Source organism: uncultured Shewanella sp., from assembly GCF_947497935.1.
Classification (GTDB): Bacteria; Pseudomonadota; Gammaproteobacteria; order Enterobacterales; family Shewanellaceae; genus Shewanella.
Genome location: NZ_CANMIO010000014.1, coordinates 90,890 through 110,041, shown reverse-complemented (window position 1 = coordinate 110,041; position 19,152 = coordinate 90,890). Strand labels below are relative to the sequence as shown.

Annotated in this window: 19 protein-coding genes; 8 read left to right on the top strand and 11 right to left on the bottom strand. The window is 44.7% G+C overall.

What is annotated here, in order from left to right; genetic code table 11:
- Positions 1 to 156 precede the first annotated feature (156 nt).
- The 3 genes from Q1A86_RS15605 to Q1A86_RS15595 all read left to right on the top strand — a co-directional run bounded on the left by Q1A86_RS15605 (position 157) and on the right by Q1A86_RS15595 (position 1,640).
- Positions 157 to 537: an STAS/SEC14 domain-containing protein gene (locus tag Q1A86_RS15605; RefSeq protein WP_299808293.1), complete on the top strand. Its 381-nt coding sequence runs from the start codon at positions 157 to 159 to the stop codon at positions 535 to 537.
- 103 nt (positions 538 to 640) lie between these two features.
- The gene (locus Q1A86_RS15600; RefSeq protein WP_299808290.1) at positions 641 to 1,072 is read left to right on the top strand and encodes a universal stress protein; all 432 of its coding nucleotides are present in this window, start codon (positions 641 to 643) and stop codon (positions 1,070 to 1,072) included.
- 124 nt (positions 1,073 to 1,196) lie between these two features.
- A complete protein-coding gene (locus Q1A86_RS15595; protein WP_299808287.1) occupies positions 1,197 to 1,640 on the top strand; it encodes a universal stress protein in 444 nt (147 codons plus the stop codon).
- Positions 1,641 to 1,785: 145 nt separating this feature from the next.
- Here the strand turns inward: Q1A86_RS15595 and Q1A86_RS15590 are convergent, their stop codons facing one another.
- Genes Q1A86_RS15590 through Q1A86_RS15580 form a run of 3 tightly spaced genes read right to left on the bottom strand, consistent with a single transcriptional unit; the run spans position 1,786 to position 4,521 of the window.
- Positions 1,786 to 2,364: a DUF924 family protein gene (locus tag Q1A86_RS15590; RefSeq protein WP_299808284.1), complete on the bottom strand. Its 579-nt coding sequence runs from the start codon at positions 2,362 to 2,364 to the stop codon at positions 1,786 to 1,788.
- Positions 2,365 to 2,366: 2 nt separating this feature from the next.
- The gene (locus Q1A86_RS15585) at positions 2,367 to 3,881 is read right to left on the bottom strand and encodes a PH domain-containing protein (protein ID WP_299808281.1); all 1,515 of its coding nucleotides are present in this window, start codon (positions 3,879 to 3,881) and stop codon (positions 2,367 to 2,369) included.
- Positions 3,871 to 4,521: a PH domain-containing protein gene (locus tag Q1A86_RS15580; protein ID WP_299808278.1), complete on the bottom strand. Its 651-nt coding sequence runs from the start codon at positions 4,519 to 4,521 to the stop codon at positions 3,871 to 3,873. The genes Q1A86_RS15585 and Q1A86_RS15580 overlap by 11 nt, the downstream gene beginning before the upstream one ends.
- Positions 4,522 to 4,729: 208 nt before the next feature.
- Between Q1A86_RS15580 and Q1A86_RS15575 the strand changes: the two genes are divergently transcribed.
- From Q1A86_RS15575 to torR, 4 genes are all read left to right on the top strand, one after another.
- Entirely contained in the window at positions 4,730 to 5,026 is a 297-nt protein-coding gene (locus Q1A86_RS15575) for a winged helix-turn-helix domain-containing protein (protein WP_299808275.1), read from the top strand.
- Between the two features lie 144 nt (positions 5,027 to 5,170).
- A complete protein-coding gene (locus Q1A86_RS15570; RefSeq protein ID WP_299808272.1) occupies positions 5,171 to 5,995 on the top strand; it encodes an ion transporter in 825 nt (274 codons plus the stop codon).
- Positions 5,996 to 6,245: 250 nt separating this feature from the next.
- On the top strand, positions 6,246 to 6,992 hold the full coding sequence (locus Q1A86_RS15565; protein ID WP_299808269.1) for a TorF family putative porin: 747 nt from the start codon (positions 6,246 to 6,248) through the stop codon (positions 6,990 to 6,992).
- A 250-nt stretch (positions 6,993 to 7,242) separates the two neighbouring features.
- Complete coding sequence (gene torR, locus Q1A86_RS15560; RefSeq protein ID WP_299808266.1) at positions 7,243 to 7,953, top strand: two-component system response regulator TorR; 711 nt, start codon at positions 7,243 to 7,245, stop codon at positions 7,951 to 7,953.
- A gap of 122 nt (positions 7,954 to 8,075) precedes the next feature.
- Here the strand turns inward: torR and torT are convergent, their stop codons facing one another.
- Positions 8,076 to 9,140: a TMAO reductase system periplasmic protein TorT gene (gene torT / locus Q1A86_RS15555; protein WP_299808263.1), complete on the bottom strand. Its 1,065-nt coding sequence runs from the start codon at positions 9,138 to 9,140 to the stop codon at positions 8,076 to 8,078.
- Between the two features lie 72 nt (positions 9,141 to 9,212).
- Here torT and torS point away from each other — a divergent pair, with 72 nt between their 5' ends.
- Positions 9,213 to 12,356: a TMAO reductase system sensor histidine kinase/response regulator TorS gene (gene torS, locus Q1A86_RS15550; RefSeq protein WP_299808327.1), complete on the top strand. Its 3,144-nt coding sequence runs from the start codon at positions 9,213 to 9,215 to the stop codon at positions 12,354 to 12,356.
- Between the two features lie 83 nt (positions 12,357 to 12,439).
- On the opposite strand, the gene torD is transcribed toward torS, so the two are convergent.
- The 7 genes from torD to Q1A86_RS15515 form a co-directional block, all read right to left on the bottom strand.
- Positions 12,440 to 13,105, bottom strand: coding sequence for a molecular chaperone TorD (gene torD, locus Q1A86_RS15545; protein WP_299808260.1), 666 nt, complete (start codon positions 13,103 to 13,105; stop codon positions 12,440 to 12,442).
- Complete coding sequence (gene torA / locus Q1A86_RS15540; RefSeq protein ID WP_299808257.1) at positions 13,102 to 15,594, bottom strand: trimethylamine-N-oxide reductase TorA; 2,493 nt, start codon at positions 15,592 to 15,594, stop codon at positions 13,102 to 13,104. Before torA ends, torD begins: the two co-directional genes overlap by 4 nt.
- 14 nt (positions 15,595 to 15,608) lie before the next feature.
- On the bottom strand, positions 15,609 to 16,787 hold the full coding sequence (torC, locus tag Q1A86_RS15535) for a pentaheme c-type cytochrome TorC (RefSeq protein WP_299808254.1): 1,179 nt from the start codon (positions 16,785 to 16,787) through the stop codon (positions 15,609 to 15,611).
- A gap of 40 nt (positions 16,788 to 16,827) precedes the next feature.
- The gene (locus Q1A86_RS15530) at positions 16,828 to 16,998 is read right to left on the bottom strand and encodes a periplasmic nitrate reductase, NapE protein (RefSeq protein WP_012156555.1); all 171 of its coding nucleotides are present in this window, start codon (positions 16,996 to 16,998) and stop codon (positions 16,828 to 16,830) included.
- 282 nt (positions 16,999 to 17,280) lie between these two features.
- Positions 17,281 to 17,670 carry a DUF2956 domain-containing protein gene (locus tag Q1A86_RS15525; protein ID WP_299808244.1) on the bottom strand — a complete coding sequence of 130 codons (390 nt, stop codon included), beginning with the start codon at positions 17,668 to 17,670 and terminating at the stop codon, positions 17,281 to 17,283.
- A gap of 201 nt (positions 17,671 to 17,871) precedes the next feature.
- Positions 17,872 to 18,366: a YdcF family protein gene (locus Q1A86_RS15520; protein WP_299808241.1), complete on the bottom strand. Its 495-nt coding sequence runs from the start codon at positions 18,364 to 18,366 to the stop codon at positions 17,872 to 17,874.
- Between the two features lie 198 nt (positions 18,367 to 18,564).
- A complete protein-coding gene (locus Q1A86_RS15515) occupies positions 18,565 to 19,098 on the bottom strand; it encodes a dihydrofolate reductase family protein (RefSeq protein WP_299808238.1) in 534 nt (177 codons plus the stop codon).
- Positions 19,099 to 19,152 lie beyond the last annotated feature (54 nt).

The following is a 19,152-nucleotide window of genomic DNA, read 5'->3' as shown; positions in this document are numbered from 1 at the left end:
GAATTGGTCTTTAAATAACCGACTGATTAGTCGGTCTGATAATAATGAACTTTTGATTAAAGATCAAATATCAAATTGATTTGTGACCGAGATCAAGTTCAGTAATCGTCAGCACCCTAAAATTAGAGTAGGTACTTAGTTAACTAAGGATTGAAAATGAGCAGCAATGTACATGGAATATCTGTGGGGATAGAGCGCAGTGGCAGCAAGTTTTATATGACCTTTGTTGCTGTTGGTAAGTTAACCCACGAAGATTATGAGTATATGGTTCCCATGCTAGAGTCCGCGATTGCTGGGGTCGAAGACCCTGAGATTAATGTGCTAGCGGATATTAGCGAGTTAGATGGTTGGGAGCTACGCGCCGCCTGGGATGATCTAAAGCTAGGCGTTGCCCATGGCAAGGCGTTTGAGAAGATTGCCATTGTTGGAGAGGGACGGCTTCAAGAGTGGGTGACAAAAATGACGGACTGGTTTACCCCGTACGATGCCAAGTTTTTTGAGAGTAAAAAAGAGGCACGTGAGTGGCTTAATGACTAACCTTATTAGTAAGGAATTAGTATTAGCTTATAGTTTAAGTCTTTGCCATAAAGCGGTATTCACCATGGTGATAGCAAGTGAATAATGTTTGGAGGAAATAGTTATGCGTAGTCGTCAAATCTTATGTCCAACGGATTTTTCAGATACGGCGTCCCATGCACTAAAGTATGCGATTGAAATGGCAAACCTATACCATGTTGGCCTACGTATCGTGCATGTTATCGAGCAGCCTGTGGGAGTGGATAATTATCAAATTCTTACGGTGACTCCTGAAGAGCTTGCCCAGAGTATGGAAGACTCAGCGGCTGAGAATATGAAGAAGCTATTAACTGAACTCAAGAGTGAACTCTCAGTTGAGTCTGTTATTCGTCACGGCAGTGCTGCCGAGCAGATCCTAAAAGAGGCCGAGGGCTCAGAGGCGGGTATGATAGTCATTGCCAGCCATGGCCGCACTGGGCTATCACATTTTTTGCACTCTAACGTTTCTGAAGCGGTCGCAAATCGCGCCGAGTGCCCAGTGCTAGTGGTCAAGTAACCGCTGCTAGTGGGAAGTTAAATGATTTAAATGGCTCAAGTGGCTCAAGTGACTCAAGTGAATGAGCCATCTAGTGAAAGCGAGACTGCAATCAGGTAGAGATAGACTTGGTTGAGGAGAAGTTATGCGTACTCGACAAATTTTATGTCCAACGGATTTTTCATTGACGGCGTCTCATGCACTGAGCTATGCCATCGAGATGGCGAATCTTTATGGTGTGAGCTTACGTTTGGTGCATGTGATGAGTGAGCCTTTTAGTGAGCATCATTACGGCATTGCAGTAGAGTCTGTGGAGCAACTTGATAGACAGATAGAGACTGCAGCAAATGAAAATCTAGAGAAAATAGAGCAGCAGATCCTGCAGGAACTCAATCATGGATTGACGGTGAAAACCGTACTGCGCAAGGGGGATGTCTTAGACGAGATCCTTGAAGAGGCTGAGGTCGGTCAAATTGGTATGATAGTTATCGCCAGTCATGGTCGCAAAGGGATTGCGCACCTACTCAACCCTAATATTGCAGAGACCTTAGCCAATAAAGCCAAGTGCCCTGTGCTAGTGGTTAAATAAGACAGAGCTAATTGGCTGCTTAACAGTATTGGTTATCACTGCACAATAGTCAGGCGAGTAAAGATGTTCGCTATGGCTGTAAAAATGCCAGCCACACTATTTGTGTGGCTGTTTTGCTTTTATATCCAAAGTATAAATGCGGCAGTTAGAAACTCGATCCTGGTTGCTGTAAAAAAGCAATCTCTTCAGCGCTAGACTCGCGGCCTAAGATGCTATTGCGGTGAGGATAACGGCCAAACTGGTCGATAATAGCCTTGTGTCTGATCTCAAAATCTAAATTGCCTTTAGCGGCTTCTCGACTGAAGAGCCTAACCGCCACTTCATGGACTAACGGCGATTCGCTGTGCATATAGGGCATAAATAAAAACGGCACTTGTTTAGCTTTTAGCTCCGCATCGCTATTAAGTGCGACAGCTTCTTGAGCAAGCACCAGTGCGATGGGATCGGCGGCAAAGGCTTTTGGAGTGTCTCGATAAATGTTGCGGGAGAATTGATCTAACACGATGATCTCGGCCAGCCTTCCCTGTGGGGTTGCTCGCCAGTGATAGAGTTCCCCCCGCACAGCTTGTGCTAATAAGCTGGCGTAATCTTGTTTAATGAGGGCATCAAACTCAAGGTCTTTTACCCACCACTGCTTAGGCTCAATTTCTTCAAACCAAAAGTGAATAATCATATCAGGGGTAATTGGCTGCTCTGATGTGTGCTCTGTGGCTAGTCTGTTCATGGCTATATCCAGTTTCGATGATCGTTATGAATAAGCGCGAGGGATCGCTCTGCAATTTTTCGCGCGGCAATGATTGAGATATAAGGCAGTTTTACTGTACCACTGGCGAGGCCAATTTCAAGGTTAGCTAAGCCACTGCGTTTTTGATTGGGTGATTGTGTTATCGAAACATGCTGAACCTTAGTCAGTGCGATAAGCTGCCAGCTGCGCCCAAGTAATCCTGAGTGAAACCAAAGGTTGTCGCCTTCGATCATGTAGCCATATTGGCGGTATCTTAAGTAAATCCCCATGCAAAATAGGCTAGCACCTATCCAGAGTAGCTCGGTAAACAGGTTTATTCCGATAAAGTAGGTGTTAATTGCCGGGACGAGTAGTGGCAGTAGCCCACGACGCCAGAACCAGCCTAGATGAATGTGTTGATATTGCTTGGGGAGCTGAGTCGAGCTAGCTTCAACGCCTTTAAGCTCGGGTAGAAGCCGAATAATATCGTCATGGCTCATGCTGGGAACCAGCATGTTTGTACTGCCTCGCTGCTCGACTTCATGTCCCTGGACCTGTTTAAAGTAGACTGTCCACAGCTTGAGTAAGCGGCCTATTAAGGGTTGGTAGAATTTAATGACCTGTATGCGCTTTATCGCCAATGCATCGTTTTGCTTAGCAATAATCCCACCTGTGCGATGCAGCGTATTGCCGCTGCGGCTAAGTCGGTAAGGAGAGTACTTCAACACGGCTGAGGTGATAGAAAGTAGCGAAAATAGCAGATAGAAACCAACCAGCGCCATAAAGGCGAACATGAGTTGCAGCATCAGGCTGACAGCAATATGGCTGTCGTACCAAGCCATAAATGCTTGCATCAATTGCAGGTTTTCCATCGACTCCCAATCGAGTTGACCGAAGATGGGACCTAAAATGACGGCTAGCCAAATAGCGTTATTTTGATAAAGCCCAAATAGCACCAGCTGTTTAAGGCTCTTACGGCTAATGGTATTAACTTGTTTAGATGTATGTTGGCCTTGTGATGGGTTACTGGAGTGCTCATTTTGCAGAGTATGGGCATCATGTTCTGCCATTAACTGCTTTTTAAGGATGAGAGCATCTTTGTAGGCTAGAGCCGACAGTTCGGCTTCATTTTCTTTAGAGCCTGCGGTTTCGACAACGAGGCGATAGAGCCCCATTGGGCGAAAGTAAAGCGGCTGCTCTAAGCGCACATTTTGAATTTTACTGAAGGGCAACTCATCGGCTTTTTTAAACACAATACCGTGTCTGATATTGAGCTTATCGGTTTCTACTCTAAAACGAAACTTTAGCCACTGCAGTACACTAAAAATAGAGATGAGGCTTACTACAGCTAGGATTGCGATGATGACCCATGGGCTGCTAAAGCCTTGTTGCCAACCAGTATAGACAACTGGAATAAGGGCATAGCCGCTACTCAATAATTGTCTTGTCGTCAGCAGGGTAAAGCTGATAATTGACCAAGCCGATAGCGAAGACCATTGTGAAAATTTATGCGTCATCGTTAGACTTTTCCGAGGTTATGGTCTTGGTGACATCATCGCGTTCTTTCTCTTGCGAAGTTATCTCTAACGGCACTTGCGGATTGGTCTTAGCCGCCTGAGCGAGCAGATGCTGACGCAAGTGTTCAGCAGTGTGCTGCTCTATACCGGGTAATTCTATTTCAGCCGAGCCGCTACCAGCACTGAAGCACTTAATGGTAGATAGATTAAAATGACGTTCAAGCGGACCATGAGACAGACTGACATGTTGTAGTCGCGAATAGGGAAGGGAGATACGTTTAACCCACCAAAAGCCTTTTTGCATGATAAGTTCATGCTCGCATGTTGCGTAAGCCAACGACCTAGCGTGTCGGTCTCTTAAGTAACTGATGGCTCCTAATAACAGCAGTAGGCCTGTCAGTATAGCTAGCAAAAGGGGGAGTTGAAGTTCTCTGGGGAGAACCAAGGCCAGAGACACCCCAATAAACGCGATAATGCCAAGTACTAGGCTTTCACATAGCACTTGGGTGTAATGGCGTTTATCGACAGGCTGGAGAGGCACCAGGTCGAAGCCTTGCCACTCACTCGGTGCAATTAGAGCATGGCAAGCTTGTTCGTTAATAGAGTCAGCATCGTTGCTGATATTTTTGCTGCTATCCATTTCAACTCTCGTCTTTATATTTAAGGCTGTTCATTCAAGGCGGTTTATTCTATTTGACTATATCAGCATGTACGCTTGTATCGCTACTGCAAGACATATTTGGCAACATTTCTGGCTATGGCGAGTCAGCTAACTGAATCACAGTTATTGCTTGTTATTTGTTGTAAATAAAGTAGTTTGTCTGAATCACTCTAAATATAAGAATGTTATGAGCCTAAACCTTACTGCCTCAAAACAGCAAAGCGCTTTTTTTCGAAAGCTCTATATTGCTTACCTAATCGATAGTGAAAGACATAACTTATTGTCACTGCATAAGCAGACTGCAATGCCCCGTCGAACCCTTCAAGATGCGATAGCCGTCTTGGGTGACTTAACGATTGAGTGCGAGTTTGTGCAAGATGGCGAACGCAATAATGCGGGTTTTTACCGGATAAACCATTGGGGGGCAATCAATCGAGATTGGGTTGAGCAGCACCTTGCTCAGATAGAATCTGTTTTGAGTTAGTCATATTTCCCTCCAGCTTTACATCACTTGCCGGGCTTGATTTAACACAAAATTAAGCCTTGTTCATTACACTTCGCGCCCCGATGCACTCACACCATTGAGTGCATGCTTATTTAATTCTCTTTTACCCTAAAGGAGCAAGGTGTGCTTGCGAACGTTTCTGGCCTGCAGTCAAAGCTTAAGTTGATTGACAATAGTAAGGTTTTTCAAGGTTTTGTTATTTTTGTCATCGTGGTGTCGGCGTTATCCATTGGCGCGCATACCTATCATCTTCCAGCGTGGATGGAGCAGAGCTTAGTCGTACTGGATATCGGTATTACGGTATTTTTCGCCATTGAGCTTGTGATCCGTTTTCTTGCCAGTGACGGCCCTAAGCGATTTTTCAGCAACGGCTGGAATGTGTTCGACACCATGATTGTTATTGGTAGCCTCATTCCTGCTGGTGGCTCGGCCATTCTATTAGCCCGTCTGCTGCGGATCTTCAGAGTGCTGCGTTTAGTGTCTATGATCCCTGAGCTAAGAATGCTGGTGAATGCGCTGTTAAAGGCTATCCCCCGAATGGGCTATATCGCTTTGCTGATGTTTGTGATTTTCTATATCTATGGCGCAGTAGGCAGTATGTTCTTTGCCAATGTAAATGACTTTCTCTGGGGAGATGTCTCAGTTGCCATGCTGACCTTGTTTAGGATCTCAACCTTCGAGTCTTGGACATCGATCATGTACGAGACCATGGCTGTATACCCTCTAAGCTGGATCTATTATCTAAGCTTTATCTTTTTAACAGCATTCGTGTTTTTAAATATGATGGTAGGGGCAGTGTTAGATGTGATGACCCAAGAAACTGCCGCCATGAGAGGTGAAGAGGCTGCCGATGATCTAACAGGCAAATCCGCTAGCGCTGCGGATGTCGCCGAGCTGAAAGTACAGATCGAGGAGCTAAAAGCGCTGCTGCTGAGAAAGGCGAGCTAGGTCGTACTTTGTCGTGTGCTATTCATATTTGTTCATAATGTTGGTTTATTAATTCATATTTACTCTCAAGGTTGTTAATAACTTGAGAGTAAGCTTTACCTAAATTTAGATACAAGCTTAGATGAAAACTTAGATTGTAAACTTAGGCGAAAATCTAGATTAGTATTAGCTGATATTGCTAAGCTTAGATTAATCAATTAACCGCCTAGGTTGAGATTTTAGATTGATAACTTAGATCGAAAATATTGGGATGATGATTATGAAATTTACACATGCGATTATGCTTGGAAGTTTAGCAATGGCGAGTATGGGTTCAGCTGTTGCCGCCGATGACAACGAGTTACTCGGTGGTCAAATTAGCGGTAATGTTAAGTTCGCTACCGATTATGTTTTCCGTGGTGAGTCAGAAACCATGGATGGCGATGTGCCAGTGGTTCAAGGCACGCTAGGCTGGGGCAATGATGATGGCTGGTACACAGGTGTATTTGCTTCAAACATCAAGTTTGCCGATCCAAACCTTGAAATCGTCACCGCACCTTATATTGGTAAGGCCGGCGCATTTGGTGACAGCGGCTTTACCTATGATGTTATGGTGTTCTCATATCTTTATCCTGGCGCTTCTTACTCAAACTACACAGAGCTTTGGGTGCGAGTCGCTAAGCAGTTTGGCCAAGCCAATGTTCAGCTTGAAGTCACCCCAACACTAGATGACTGGTTTGGTGTTGATGGTTGGCAAGGCGTGAACTACGCCATTCACCCAAGCTATGATTTCAATAATGGTGTGAAACTATCAGGTTCATTTGGTTATCAAGATCTTGATGGTGAAGGCGCAGAGGGTTGGACTCACTGGAACTTAGGTGTTGAAGCTAACTATGTTGGCCTAACATTCGATCTGCGTTACCACGGAAGTTCAGTCGATGACACTCACTTAGTCTACGGCACACAAACTGAAATCTTCGATGACCGTGTCGTGTTCGGTGTGAGCAAAAGCTTTTAATATCTTGCCTGCTTGATAAGCTGAGCATATGCATTTAAAGCCAACTTAGTATAAGTTGGCTTTTTTGTGTCTGGTTTTGTTTTTTATCTCTTTGACTTTAAATCGGTTTATTACTTGCGTCCGCAACAGCTCGCTTTACGTGCTAACTTGTGTATATTATGTGCCGCGTTTATTACCAATTACATCTTTAGTACGATTGGTAAAGGCAAACACTTTTATAGATAAAAGCGGTTTAGGGTTGAGGTGATATATGGGCTACCGAGTACTGGTTGTTGATGATGAAGCAGTTATCAGGGCTAGGTTAAAAGGGTATTTTGAGAAAGAGGGCTATGAAGTACTCGAAGCTCAAGATGGTGACCAGATGTGGCACGAATTTGATCGCCAACATATCGACTTAGTCATGCTTGATATTAACTTACCCGGCGTTGACGGTTTGAGCCTTGCACGTGAACTGCGAAGCAGAAGTCATGTGGGGATCATTCTAGTGACAGGGCGTGATGAAACCATAGATAAGATTGTTGGCCTAGAGATGGGAGCCGACGATTACGTCACCAAACCTTTCGAACTCAGAGAGTTATTGGTTAGGGTTAAGAACCTACTCTGGCGTATGTCGCTAGTGAAGAAAGCCGTTGCCGATAGTGCCGAGCAAGACGACCCGAATGACAATATCATCGCTTTTAACGACTATATATTAGAGCTCAATAGCCGCCAGCTGAGCCACAATGGCGAGTCAATCAAGCTCACTAAAGCCGAGTTTGAGTTGCTGACTGCATTTTCTTTGCATCCCCAACAGGTACTATCTCGTGAGCGTTTAATGCTGCAAACCAGTCACAGAGATCAGGACGTAAATGATAGAACTATCGACGTGATCATCCGTCGTTTACGTAATAAGTTATCTGCTGATTTGTTTGTCACCGTGCACGGCGAAGGCTACTTGTTTGCGGCTAAAGTGAAAGACTAAAGCTTACTCGTTAGAGCTGTTTTTATATTTTTGCCAACAGGTTGTCGATGTCATTTTCCTTCATTGATGTGCGCAATAAGTTATCCAGCACTTTATTTATAACCGTTAATGGTGAAGGCTACTTAATATGCAGTATTGACCCGATAAATCGGATAATAATCTGCGGGTGGCAAGCTGGTTCTTAGTACATCTTTACTGATATGTTTAGGATAAAGGGTTTTGATTTTTGGGCCTATATCGCCAAATGCTTGAGCCCCCTCTAACTCCCTCACCGTAATGTCGATAGCCAGTTTTCCCTGTAGCACTACCTGATCGTCGTTACTAAACGCCACTTTGCCACGATAGATCCCACGCAAGACTGCAGGAGAGAGATAGCTGCTGATGAGTTTCACTTTATCGGTAAGCTGATATTGCCTCAGTATGCTGACACCCGCTTCGATGGCAACGGCACTACCGAGAATATAATCGGGCGTTTGCTCACTGAGTAAGGCTTCTAGTTCATCTCGATAAAGGTTGCGGTTATTATCGGCGTGATGCACGGCGCTGATGAAGACTAAACTGTCTTTCAGTGCCGCCGACACCCCTTGCTCCACATGGTCACTTCCGCCGAGTTTGTCAGGACCCGTTAATAGCGCAAGAGTAACAGGCTCTTTGGCTTGCTGCTTGATGTACTCTCCCGCCATAAAACCCATCTGGTACCAGTTAACCCCTACGCGGGTATTGACTTTAGGGTGCTTGAGTCGATTGACGAGAGCGATCACAGGTTTAGTGATAGGCGCTTGATAAAAATCTAAAATATCTGGGCGCACACCACCGAGTAAAATGGCATCAAAGCTATGCTTCATGCAGTTATCGAGTTGAGTCAGTTGCTTTTCTTGGCCGTAATAACCACCTGCTTCGAACAGTTCCAGCTTAAGGTTTAACGCTTTAGCTTGCTGTACTAATCCGTAGTTAATACCTGTCCAGTAGGTGTCTTTTAAATGTGGTACTAAGGCGCAAATGCGCCAACTTTTCTTAGCCGAGGTGAGCGGTGTAAGTTGTAAGGGCGTAGTTTGTTGCAAGACTTTTTCGTAGGGAATTCTCTGCTCAAGCGACCAAGATGACGGCGTTGTAGCAGCACTGACAATAGGGCTTAAAAAACTTAAGCCAAAAACGAGTAATATTCGCTGCTGCAAAACTTTAACCATGGATAACGTCTCTATGAATCGAATGAGTAAAGGATTAATATTGTATCAGCTTAACAGATAACAGTGAGTGTATTGTTCTTGCCAAAATCCCCTCTGCCTAAATTATCTCTATCGAGAAAAAGTCTAATTGGTCGTCTTATGCTGGCTTTTGGCTTACTCGCTTTACTCTTGCTACTGCTGGTTAGTTTAGGCAGCGTGAGTTTGCGCTGGGTTCAAGAGGCGGATAAATACTTATACAACAGAGCATTGCCCGCCTCTGAGGCGGCAAGTCAGTTGGCTCTTTCGAGTAATGCTTTGGCTGAGAATGCCGGGCAGTTAGGCCAGACACAAGATGAGGTACAGCGGCAGTTTGTAGGGCGTAAGCTGTCTATTGAAAGTGCAACCATGCTAAGTGCGATTAAAATTCTTAAGGCGCTTGAAGTGAATTTCGACCTGAGTCTTGAGCAGAGTGCTTCTGAGATTATTGTCGACACCTCTGACTTAGGAGAGCTGGTTGGCCAACGTATTCAAGTTGCCTATAGCCTGAAGAAGCAGGGTAAAGACCTAGTTAACGCGGCAAATGAAAGTACCGAACTGTTACTCGCAGAGCTCGCAATCGTCGATTCGGGGATCTTATCTAAACTGAGTTTGGCTTACCCTGATGCGGTGGGAGCTGAGAAAACATCGCAGTTGCTCGATACCCTGATAGAGCAAGACTTAGATACTCAAGAGCGGCTTAATCGAGCACTTAAAATCGTGCATAACATCGCCCTGATGGGACAGATGTTCCAATCTCCCGAGTTAGAGTCTGGTATTTACCCGCTAATGGGCACCCTAGGTGGTCGGGTAACAGCGGCTGCAACCCCGCAAGAGAAGAAAGGGCTGACACATTCCGATCCTCTGGGAATCAATCATTTAGATAGGAGCATAGGGGACTCAGAGAGTCGATACCTTAGCTCTCTCTCGAGTCTGACTCATATTATTCGTGATCCGGATAGAGCCAATACCTTAGCTAAGCAGTTTGCGATATTGCAAACGCTACCCAGTAGCCTCGCCTTGCAGAAAGAGTACACCAAGTATCATCGAGCGCAGGAGTTACAGCTACAAACCATCACAGATAAACTGGATGTGCTCAATGAAGTGGTTGCTAATGCCATGCAGTTACAACGTTTGGAGGCTGATAATGCCAGAAGCGACTATCTCAAGCAGTTAACCTGGTCGAAATTAGGCTTATGGATGACGGGTTTGCTGATGTTTCTGGTGATTTTTGTGGTGGTCTATAAGGTCATCTATAGAGGTATTGCCCTTAAGCTCGATGCCGCGACTAAGGCATTGGCTCAGCTCAGTTTAGGTAATACTGCGGTCACCATCGATACTCAAGGTGATGATGAATTAGCGGCGATGGCCAGTGCGATTAAAGCTTTTAAGCAGAAAACGGATCATAACCAAAAGCTGCAGGCCGAACTGCGAGAAACTGCAGCAGAGCTGTATGAACATAAACAGGCTCTTGAAGCAAAGGTTGAAGCTCGAACATTGGAGCTAGCAGAAGCCAATATTCAGCTCGATAAAGAGGCTAAAGGCCATGTGCTTGCCAGAGATATGGCCGAGCAAGCTAATCAGGCTAAATCGCTTTTCTTAGCGACCATGAGTCATGAGATCCGCACGCCTCTCAATGGGCTTTTAGGCACTTTAACCTTACTTGGACACTCAAAGCTGCCAGCAGCGCAACAGCAGATGTTAGCGCTATCACAATATAGTGGCACGCTATTGCAGACCGTATTGAATGATATCTTAGACTTTTCACGTTTGGAGCAGCGAAAACTGGCCAATGAACCACGAGCGGTGGATATCAATGAGTTGCTGGAACAAGTGGTGGCCATTATGCTCGCCGGTGCAGGGCTTGCTGGTTTAACCCTGAGCTCAAAGCATACCGACTTACCTAAGTGGGTGTATATCGATGGTCCCAAGCTTAGGCAAGTGCTGCTCAATTTGCTGGGTAACGCGATTAAGTTTACTCCTCAAGGTGAGGTGGAGCTTACTGTCGAAGTTAAACATGACTCGCTACAGTTTAAAGTTCAGGATACTGGTGTAGGAATTGATCCTGAGGCGATGAAAAAGCTATTTAAGGCATACAGTAATGAGCCGAGTAAAGGCCGAGACCGTGGTACAGGCTTAGGATTAGCCATCAGTAAGCAGCTTGTTGAGCTAATGAACAGTGATACTAGCGCTTACTGCAATAATCAAAGATTGGCCTCCGATATAGTATTGAGCAATGAAGGCGTCTGGGTAAATAGTGAAGTTGGCAAGGGCAGCTGTTTTGGTTTTAGTTTGCCACTCGTTATTTGTGATAGCCCAGATGTTGAATTGCAAACACAGGCGCAAACTGTTGTATCAAAAAATGTGTTAGTGATTGAAGACAATAAGATTAACGCCATGGTGGCACAGGGCTTTTTGGCGCACTTAGGTCATAGCTCTGTGCTAGCAAAGAGCTGCGAAGCTGCAAGGAAAGCCTATACGGTACAAACTGCTAAGCAGTTCGATGCCGTCATGTTGGATATCCAACTCGGTGATGGTTCGGGTATAGAGCTACTCGCTGAGCTACAAGAGGTGAACAAGCAAGCTGGACATCAAGTCGAAATAGCGGCCTTTACCGCGCAGTTACAGGCCGATGATATGGAGAACTATAAAGAGAAAGGGTTCAACTTAGTCTTGATGAAACCCTTAGATATGCAGGCTTTATCGAGCTGGCTTGGAAACGCCGAACCACGACAAGGTATCGATAGTCAGACTGAAACAGCCTTGAGCCAGAATACTGTCATGAGCCAGAATACTGTCATGAGCCAGAATACGACCATGAGCGAGAAAACAGCCATGAGCAAACAGGCTGCTCTAGATGATAAAACCGCATTACTCGATGAAGGACAGCTAACCCAAGACTTAACGTATTTGGGTTTAGAGACGGTCATCGAGTTGGCTAAGATTTATCAACAAACCAGTGAGACGCACTTTGAAGGCTTGCTCAAAAACGATGCGGATGTTGGTCATATTTTGCATGCCCTAAAAGGCAGTAGCGCGAATATGGGGCTCGCTAGCCTATCAGAGCAATGTAAGTTGCTAGAGAAGTCAGCAATAAGCCCAAGCCAGTACCAAGAAACTGAACATGAATCTCTAAAGGCGTTGTGGCAAGCGTCATTAACTGCCTTGCAGAGTTGGATAGCTGAGCAGCCTAAAGCTTAAGTAGATAAATCTGCAGGCATAAAAAAGGGTGATGAACGTAAGTTCATCACCCTTTTTAAATCTAATTCCTAATCAATGAGGGATTAGTTCAATTCAGACTCAAGCCAGTCGGCATCAGACTTCACCCAAGAGTAGGTGAGGCGAGCCAAAGCTTGGTAGAAGTGACCCGTATCAACCTCAGTCACTTTAGCCACAAAGTTGCCAAGCCAGTTAGCTAAGTTGGCCTTGATAAAGCTGTATTGCTCGGCTTCATCACTATGGGTACAAAGGTGAGCCACATAGGCCAAGATCACTGCAATGTGATCGGCTGGCTCAGGAAACTCACTCTGTACCTGCAGCTGGCTCTGTTTTAAAAATTGAGTCATCTGCTGATGCTGTTCACCAAAGAGTAGAGGCTCTTCGCCTTTCGCTGCTGGCTTGCTATCAAGATACAAGCTGGCATAAGGCGATGCACTGTACTTAGTACCGACCAAGAACAGACCGCAATAATCGGCGGCAAGCTCCAGTAATGCCTTGTCGGTATTAAGCTTGGCAAGCTCGGCTACCAAGATATCGACATCGGCCTTGAAATCGACTTCACTGCTTAGCTGAGCCCAAAAGTGCTTGGCCTGCTCGCTGGTTAAGTCATGTAAGATCTTATGATCAATTTCTTTGGCAAACAGTGACGAAAGTAATTGATAAATAGTGCTTCTAACCTGATGAACAGGATTAACCTCTACAGACTCTGTGTTCACAGCATCTTTAATCATAATGCAATCTCAACCGGGCCGCTAAATGAACTGACTGTTGGTACTTTACCTTGATACTTCTCATAGTCAACAAGGCAGGTATAAGCCGAACAAGCCTGTGCAAGCTTAGAGGTACCAATGTCTAGCGTTAGGGTATTTGGATCACCATAACTACAGATTGCACCGATTTCTGCACCGCCTTCTTTGCTGCCGTCTTTACCTACAGGACCATACCAAGCACCCTCTTGAATACGAATAACCCCTTGTGGGAATTTATCCGATACCACTGCACCAGCGAGTAGCTGACCACGGTCGTTAAACACGCGTACCACATCGCCTGATTTAATGCCGCGTTGCTTAGCATCTTCAGGGTTTAGGTATACAGGCTCGCGTCCATTAACTGTGTAAGTTTCACGGAACTCTTGCGATTCACACATCTGTGAATGCAAACGTTTGTCTGGGTGGCAAGACTGCATCCAAATAGGGTGCTTCTTAGAACCTGGACCACCATGGCTACGTTCTGCTTTTTCCATCCAAGTTGGGTGGCCAGGGCAGTCATCGTACTCGTATTGAGCAATCTTACGGCTGAAGATCTCAATCAAACCCGATGGTGTGCCTAATGGATTGATCTCTGGATCGTCTCTAAATGCTTGATGACGAACCCAAGGCTTACCTTCACCGAAGTAAACGTAACCCGCTTTCCAGAATTCGTCGAATTCAGGCATTTCAAACTTACCAGCGTTTGCCGCTTTACAATCGTTATAAAGCTTCACTAACCAGTCGTGCTCAGTCATACCGCGAGTGTACTCTTTCTCTTTGCCAAGTAATGCGGCAAAGCGAGTGAAGATCTCGAAATCAGATAGACTTTCATATAACGGCTCAACCATCTTTTGCATTGCAAGCAAACCACGGTTTGCATATGCGCCATAAATGTCGATGTCGTTACGTTCAAACGTTGTACAAGCTGGCAACACGATGTCAGAGAAGCGACAAGTCGCTGTCCAGTTCATATCGATTGACACGATGCACTCAAGCTTGTGGAACGCTTTCTTCATACGGTTACGGTCTTGGTGATGGTTCCAAGGGTTGTTACCAGAGAACACCATCATCTTGATATCTGGGTAAGTGACCTTAGAGCCGTTCGAGTCAATGGTTTTACCTGGCTCTAGGATTGAATCAATCCAACGGGCGACAGGAATCGTGTTGCTCGCACCTTTGAAATCAGTACTATCAAAAATAGGCTTCTGGCCATCATCAAGGTTACGAGGGAACGCACCTGGTGCTGCCGCTCCTGAAGATGGTACACCAATACTTGAGTAGTGATGACCATAGCTAATACCGCCACCAGGAAGACCAATTTGACCTATCATGGTTGCCAGTACCGCCGCCATCCAGTATGGCTGCTCACCATGTTGTTGACGCTGAATACACCAGCCCATCAACATCTGAGTACGGTCTTTAGTCATTACCTTAGCAAGGTCGCGGATGATCTCAGGAGAAACGCCTGTGATCTCTGCTGCCCACTCAGGGGTTTTCTCAACGCCGTCAGTTTGGCCCTTAATATAAGGTAAGAACTTATCGAAGCCTAAACTGTAACCTTCGATAAACGCATTATCATGAAGGTTCTTGTCTACCATTTCGTGAGCAATACCTAGCATTAACGCTACGTCGGTTTGCGGATTAATGTAAAGTTGCTCACAACCTAGGTATTGCTGTGTTTTCGTGACGACAGGATCGATGCTGATCACACGAATTTCGCCTTTGGCTACTTTCTCTTTTAGCTGAGCAAGGTAAGCATAAGACTCGTGTGTTTCAGCATTCCAGCCGACTTGTAGGTTCTTGTATGGATCATTCGACCATAAAATAATGGTTTTAGAATGTTCCAGAATTAACGACCAAGAGGTACCTTGAGCGTAAACTTCGGTAGAACCTAAGATGTAAGGCAAAATGGTTTGCCCTGCACCTGTTGAATAGTCACCAATCTTCTTAACGAAGTTACCATGCATGCCTACTGCACGTTGCATGTGGCTGGTGCTTGAGTGCAACTGACCTGTTGCGCGCCAACCTGTTTGCCCTGCGTGTAGTCCTGATGGACCATACTTGGTTTGAATAAGATCAAGCGAATCTTTAAATAGACCTAATGCTTTGTCCCAAGTGACACGTACAAAACGGAAATCACCGCGTTGTGTGGTATCGCTTTGGTGGCCTTTTAATAAAAAGTCTAGGCGCACCATTGGGTAGCGAACACGTGACGGGTTGTAAACTAAGCCCTTAATACCGTTGATCATATCCGTTGGATACATATCGGTATCGAAAGGTTTAACTTCAGAGATTACACCGTTTTTACGCTTCATCTTGAACGCACCAAAGTGCGAACCTGTGGTTAGCCAGCCGTCAGACGCATCTGCACCAGCTGCCGCTAAAGCGTTTAGCGGTGCAAGTACTGATGAACCGCTAAGTACGACATAAGATGTTCCTACTAAGCCTTTTAGAAAGTCTCTTCTGTTCATTACGCTATGTCCTATTAGTGAGCTGACTTATCGAAAGTAGATGAATGCTCTTGTAAATACTTCTGTACCAAAGCTTGGGTATCTTGATCCATGTTGACGAATGCGATCATGCCTTGGAACATACCAGGCCAAGTATTGGCATCGAAATGTGCTTCAGCTGGCTGAGTGTGACATACGCTACATGCTGTGCTGTATGTGCTACGAGCGTAGTCCCAAAGAGGTTGAAGGTCTGTTAGCAAGTAGTCTGTATCAGTCCAGATATCTGCTTCAACACGTTGCCATTTAAGGCCGGTCATTGGATCTTCTTTTTCTTCGAAAGTCTTAATCACACCTTCTTCAAGCGCAGCGTCTTTAGTCAGCTGAGCCGATAAAATGTTTAAGCCAAAGTCGTAGTAGATCACGCGACCAGCACCGATTTTCTTTCTCCAGCCATCGATACCAATTTTGGCGCGATTACCTTTTACTTCTAAGATCTTAACCTTAGTTGCAATATTAAGCGTACCGGCTTCAACGTCAGTTTTGTCATTGAAGAATAGTGGCTTAGTCAATGCAGTGAAGTAAGTTTGACCCACTTGCACACCGCTGACACCGTGGCCAACTTCTGCAATCAACTCAGGAGCGCGAGCGGTACCCATTTCTGGTAGTTTGTGTGCAATACCTTTGTGGCAATCAACACAGCTTTGATCTAGCTCAGCAGCGCGCTTCATCTGCTTAACTGCAAGCTTAGACATGCTGTCCCATTTCATAGAGTCGTATTGGTGACAGTTTTTACAAGCTGCTGACTTATCACGGTCAAAACGTTTCCACTCACGGCTTGCCATTTCAAGACGTTTAGCTTCAAACTTTTCAGGTGTATTAACAGTGTTAAATAACCAGCCGTATACGTCGTGAGAGGCTTCTAGCTTACGGGCAATCTTACGGCCCCAGTCGTGTGGTACGTGACAATCTGGACAGGTTGCACGAACACCTGAATGGTTAGAAAAGTGCACTGTTTGCTGTAGTTCTTTGTATGGAGTGCTTTCCATGCTGTGGCAGCTAATACAGAACTCTTCGGTGTTAGTCGCTTCAAGCGCAGTATGGAAACCGCCCCAGAAGATAATTCCCATTAGGAATGCGGAAAGGCTAACAGCACCTAAAGTTAAGTACTTAGCTGGTTTAGTTAGTGTGCGCCAGATGTTAAGTAACCATCTCATAACGGCATCCTCGTAATAAATTTAAAATTAGTTATTGAAATTAGTGAGACGCAACGCCACTAAATGTAAGTGATATCCAGATGATCAAGCCGTATACGCTTACAAACGTGGCGGCTAATGCTGGGAATAAAATAAAGATGATAAAGCCTAAGGCCTTAAGCTCATCTTTCTTGCTGCTAACCTGTTCTTTCGGGGGACATTGCTCAGTCATGACCGTGTGCTCCAGCTAATCCATATTTTTTGATTAGGGTAAGTATAGTTAGATAATGTGAATAGTGATGAGGGCATCAATGAATGAGATAAGACAACTTATGACAAATTATGAATAGATTTATCATCACCAGCTTAATATCAGCTTATACCAATTTATTAAATGCTAAACAATGAATTGCGAAAATAAAAAAGCACTAACAAGTGACTTGCTAGTGCTTATTCTCGTACTTTTAAACGGATTGATATTGGCTTTGAAAACTCGTCTCTGTAACGAAAAAAATTACTTGGTTAAAATAATATAGGCGATAAAGCCAATCCAGCTTATTGTTAGCAATCCCCATGGCAGATAGGGACTGGCGGCGCGATCTTCAATATTACTATGGTCCTGAGCATCTAATTTTGTTTCACGAGCCTTAGCTCTAGTCTCTTGTTTACGGGCTTTATCTCGCTCTCTAGCTTTGCCTTTCTGCAATTTTTTGTATTCGGCAATGCCTTTTTCAATTCCTTGAGCAATCAGTTTAGTTTGCTCTTTAGTTTGCCCCGGTTTTTGTGTTGATTTAGCGACTTGTAGTGCTTCTGTTTTAGTTTCATCAGAAATCACTTTTTTTGCCGCAGATGGTTTAGAACCAACTTGTTTATTAGTGGTTTTTTTATTGTTTGTTGCTGCCATAAGTCTATGAATGCCTAGCGAAGAATAAACGCACTATATCAGCTCTCCTTTGAGTTGTGCAGTGCGCTTGCGCGAGTGGAGGTACTCTCGCCCTAGAATTGTATTTAGAGTGGGGCTCAGATAGGGGAGTTAGAAAGAGGGAGTTAGAAGAGGGTCTTGTGTAGCAACGGCGTATATCAAGAGCCAGAATAAGAGCAATAATTAAATCTTAGCCAGATTCTCTCGCTCTCTATCCATTACTGAGAGTTCATGCTGGATAAGCTGTTGTAATTGGCTCTCAGAGACCGGGGTTTTTGTGGCTACATAGTGAAAGCTTAAATTGGGGAAAAGGCCACTAAAAATAAGCTTGGCGCGGGGAAGGTGAAACTCCGATGTGACAAGGCAAAGCTCGTCAAATCCATGCTCTTCAATGATGGGCTTTGACAGAGTGGCATCTTCAAATGTAAAGCGGCTAAGGGCAATATTGGTAAATGCGCTTTTAGATATGCCACGGTCAATAAGATACGCTTGGCAATAAAGCGCGTGAGCGGTATTGGTTTGGTTAAAATGCTCGCCAAATCCGCCGGTAAGTAACAGCTTGCTATCAGGCCATTGCTGATATTGCTCGAAAGCGGCTTGGCAGCGAGATAGAGCAATATCAGATAGGTTACCTAGGTTATCATTTGGTGAGCCTAAAACGATGATGACACGATTCATTATTATGCTCGTCTTTGATGAGGTTATTTTGTCTTAAAAACGGCTTAGTGCAAAGCTAGTTAGTATAAGGCTGTTTTACATAAGGTCATCAATCCAGCATCCAGCATCCAGCTTTAACAGGATTAACCTTAAGCGTGATGCTGATTAGCGAAACAACAATATACCAGCAAGCCATTATTATGCTCGTCTTTGATGAGGTTATCTTTGTCTTACAAAGCTGTTTTGCACTAGGCAATCGATTAAGCGCTGTGCTTTGACATGCTTAAATTTAAGTGGCGAAGCGAGCTTACCAAATAGCGGAATACCGTCACCAAGTAATACAGGTATGGTGGTGATAATAACTTCATCAATTAAGTCTTCTTGCAAGAAGCCTTGAATGGTCTTGCCGCCATCGATATAGAGATTTTTGTAGCCTTGGTTATTAAGCTGTTCCACGACTTGTTTAAGTGGACCGTTTATTAAAAATACTTTACCCATCAATGCTTCTGGCAATTCTGTCAGCGTATTACTGAGAACAAAAACAGGCTTAGTGTACGGCCAGTCTATGTCAAAGCTGAGTATAATCTCTAAGGTATTTCGTCCCATAACTAATGCGTCAATTCGCGCCATAAAATCACTAAAGCCAAGATCTGAACCATCTGGATTAGGAATGTCATGTAACCAATCGACCTTACTGTCAGTGTCGGCAATAAAGCCATCAAGGCTAGTCGCAATATAAACAATATTTGCCATAGTAAACTCTCAGTAAGTGCTGTTCATGTTTGGCTATTAACGCCGACAGTGAAC

Excerpts from the sequence above, each read along its gene's own strand:
- Q1A86_RS15595 (WP_299808287.1), top strand. The coding sequence starts at position 1,197 with ATGCGTACTCGACAAATTTTATGTCCAACGGATTTTTCATTGACGGCG.
- Q1A86_RS15520 (WP_299808241.1), bottom strand. The coding sequence starts at position 18,366 with ATGAATCGTGTCATCATCGTTTTAGGCTCACCAAATGATAACCTAGGT.
- Q1A86_RS15600 (WP_299808290.1), top strand. The coding sequence starts at position 641 with ATGCGTAGTCGTCAAATCTTATGTCCAACGGATTTTTCAGATACGGCG.
- Q1A86_RS15525 (WP_299808244.1), bottom strand. The coding sequence starts at position 17,670 with ATGGCAGCAACAAACAATAAAAAAACCACTAATAAACAAGTTGGTTCT.
- torT (WP_299808263.1), bottom strand. The coding sequence starts at position 9,140 with ATGGTTAAAGTTTTGCAGCAGCGAATATTACTCGTTTTTGGCTTAAGT.
- Q1A86_RS15530 (WP_012156555.1), bottom strand. The coding sequence starts at position 16,998 with ATGACTGAGCAATGTCCCCCGAAAGAACAGGTTAGCAGCAAGAAAGAT.
- torD (WP_299808260.1), bottom strand. The coding sequence starts at position 13,105 with ATGATTAAAGATGCTGTGAACACAGAGTCTGTAGAGGTTAATCCTGTT.
- Q1A86_RS15590 (WP_299808284.1), bottom strand. The coding sequence starts at position 2,364 with ATGAACAGACTAGCCACAGAGCACACATCAGAGCAGCCAATTACCCCT.
- Q1A86_RS15575 (WP_299808275.1), top strand. The coding sequence starts at position 4,730 with ATGAGCCTAAACCTTACTGCCTCAAAACAGCAAAGCGCTTTTTTTCGA.
- Q1A86_RS15515 (WP_299808238.1), bottom strand. The coding sequence starts at position 19,098 with ATGGCAAATATTGTTTATATTGCGACTAGCCTTGATGGCTTTATTGCC.
- Q1A86_RS15565 (WP_299808269.1), top strand. The coding sequence starts at position 6,246 with ATGATGATTATGAAATTTACACATGCGATTATGCTTGGAAGTTTAGCA.
- Q1A86_RS15605 (WP_299808293.1), top strand. The coding sequence starts at position 157 with ATGAGCAGCAATGTACATGGAATATCTGTGGGGATAGAGCGCAGTGGC.
- torC (WP_299808254.1), bottom strand. The coding sequence starts at position 16,787 with ATGAGATGGTTACTTAACATCTGGCGCACACTAACTAAACCAGCTAAG.
- Q1A86_RS15580 (WP_299808278.1), bottom strand. The coding sequence starts at position 4,521 with ATGGATAGCAGCAAAAATATCAGCAACGATGCTGACTCTATTAACGAA.
- Q1A86_RS15585 (WP_299808281.1), bottom strand. The coding sequence starts at position 3,881 with ATGACGCATAAATTTTCACAATGGTCTTCGCTATCGGCTTGGTCAATT.
- torA (WP_299808257.1), bottom strand. The coding sequence starts at position 15,594 with ATGAACAGAAGAGACTTTCTAAAAGGCTTAGTAGGAACATCTTATGTC.
- torR (WP_299808266.1), top strand. The coding sequence starts at position 7,243 with ATGGGCTACCGAGTACTGGTTGTTGATGATGAAGCAGTTATCAGGGCT.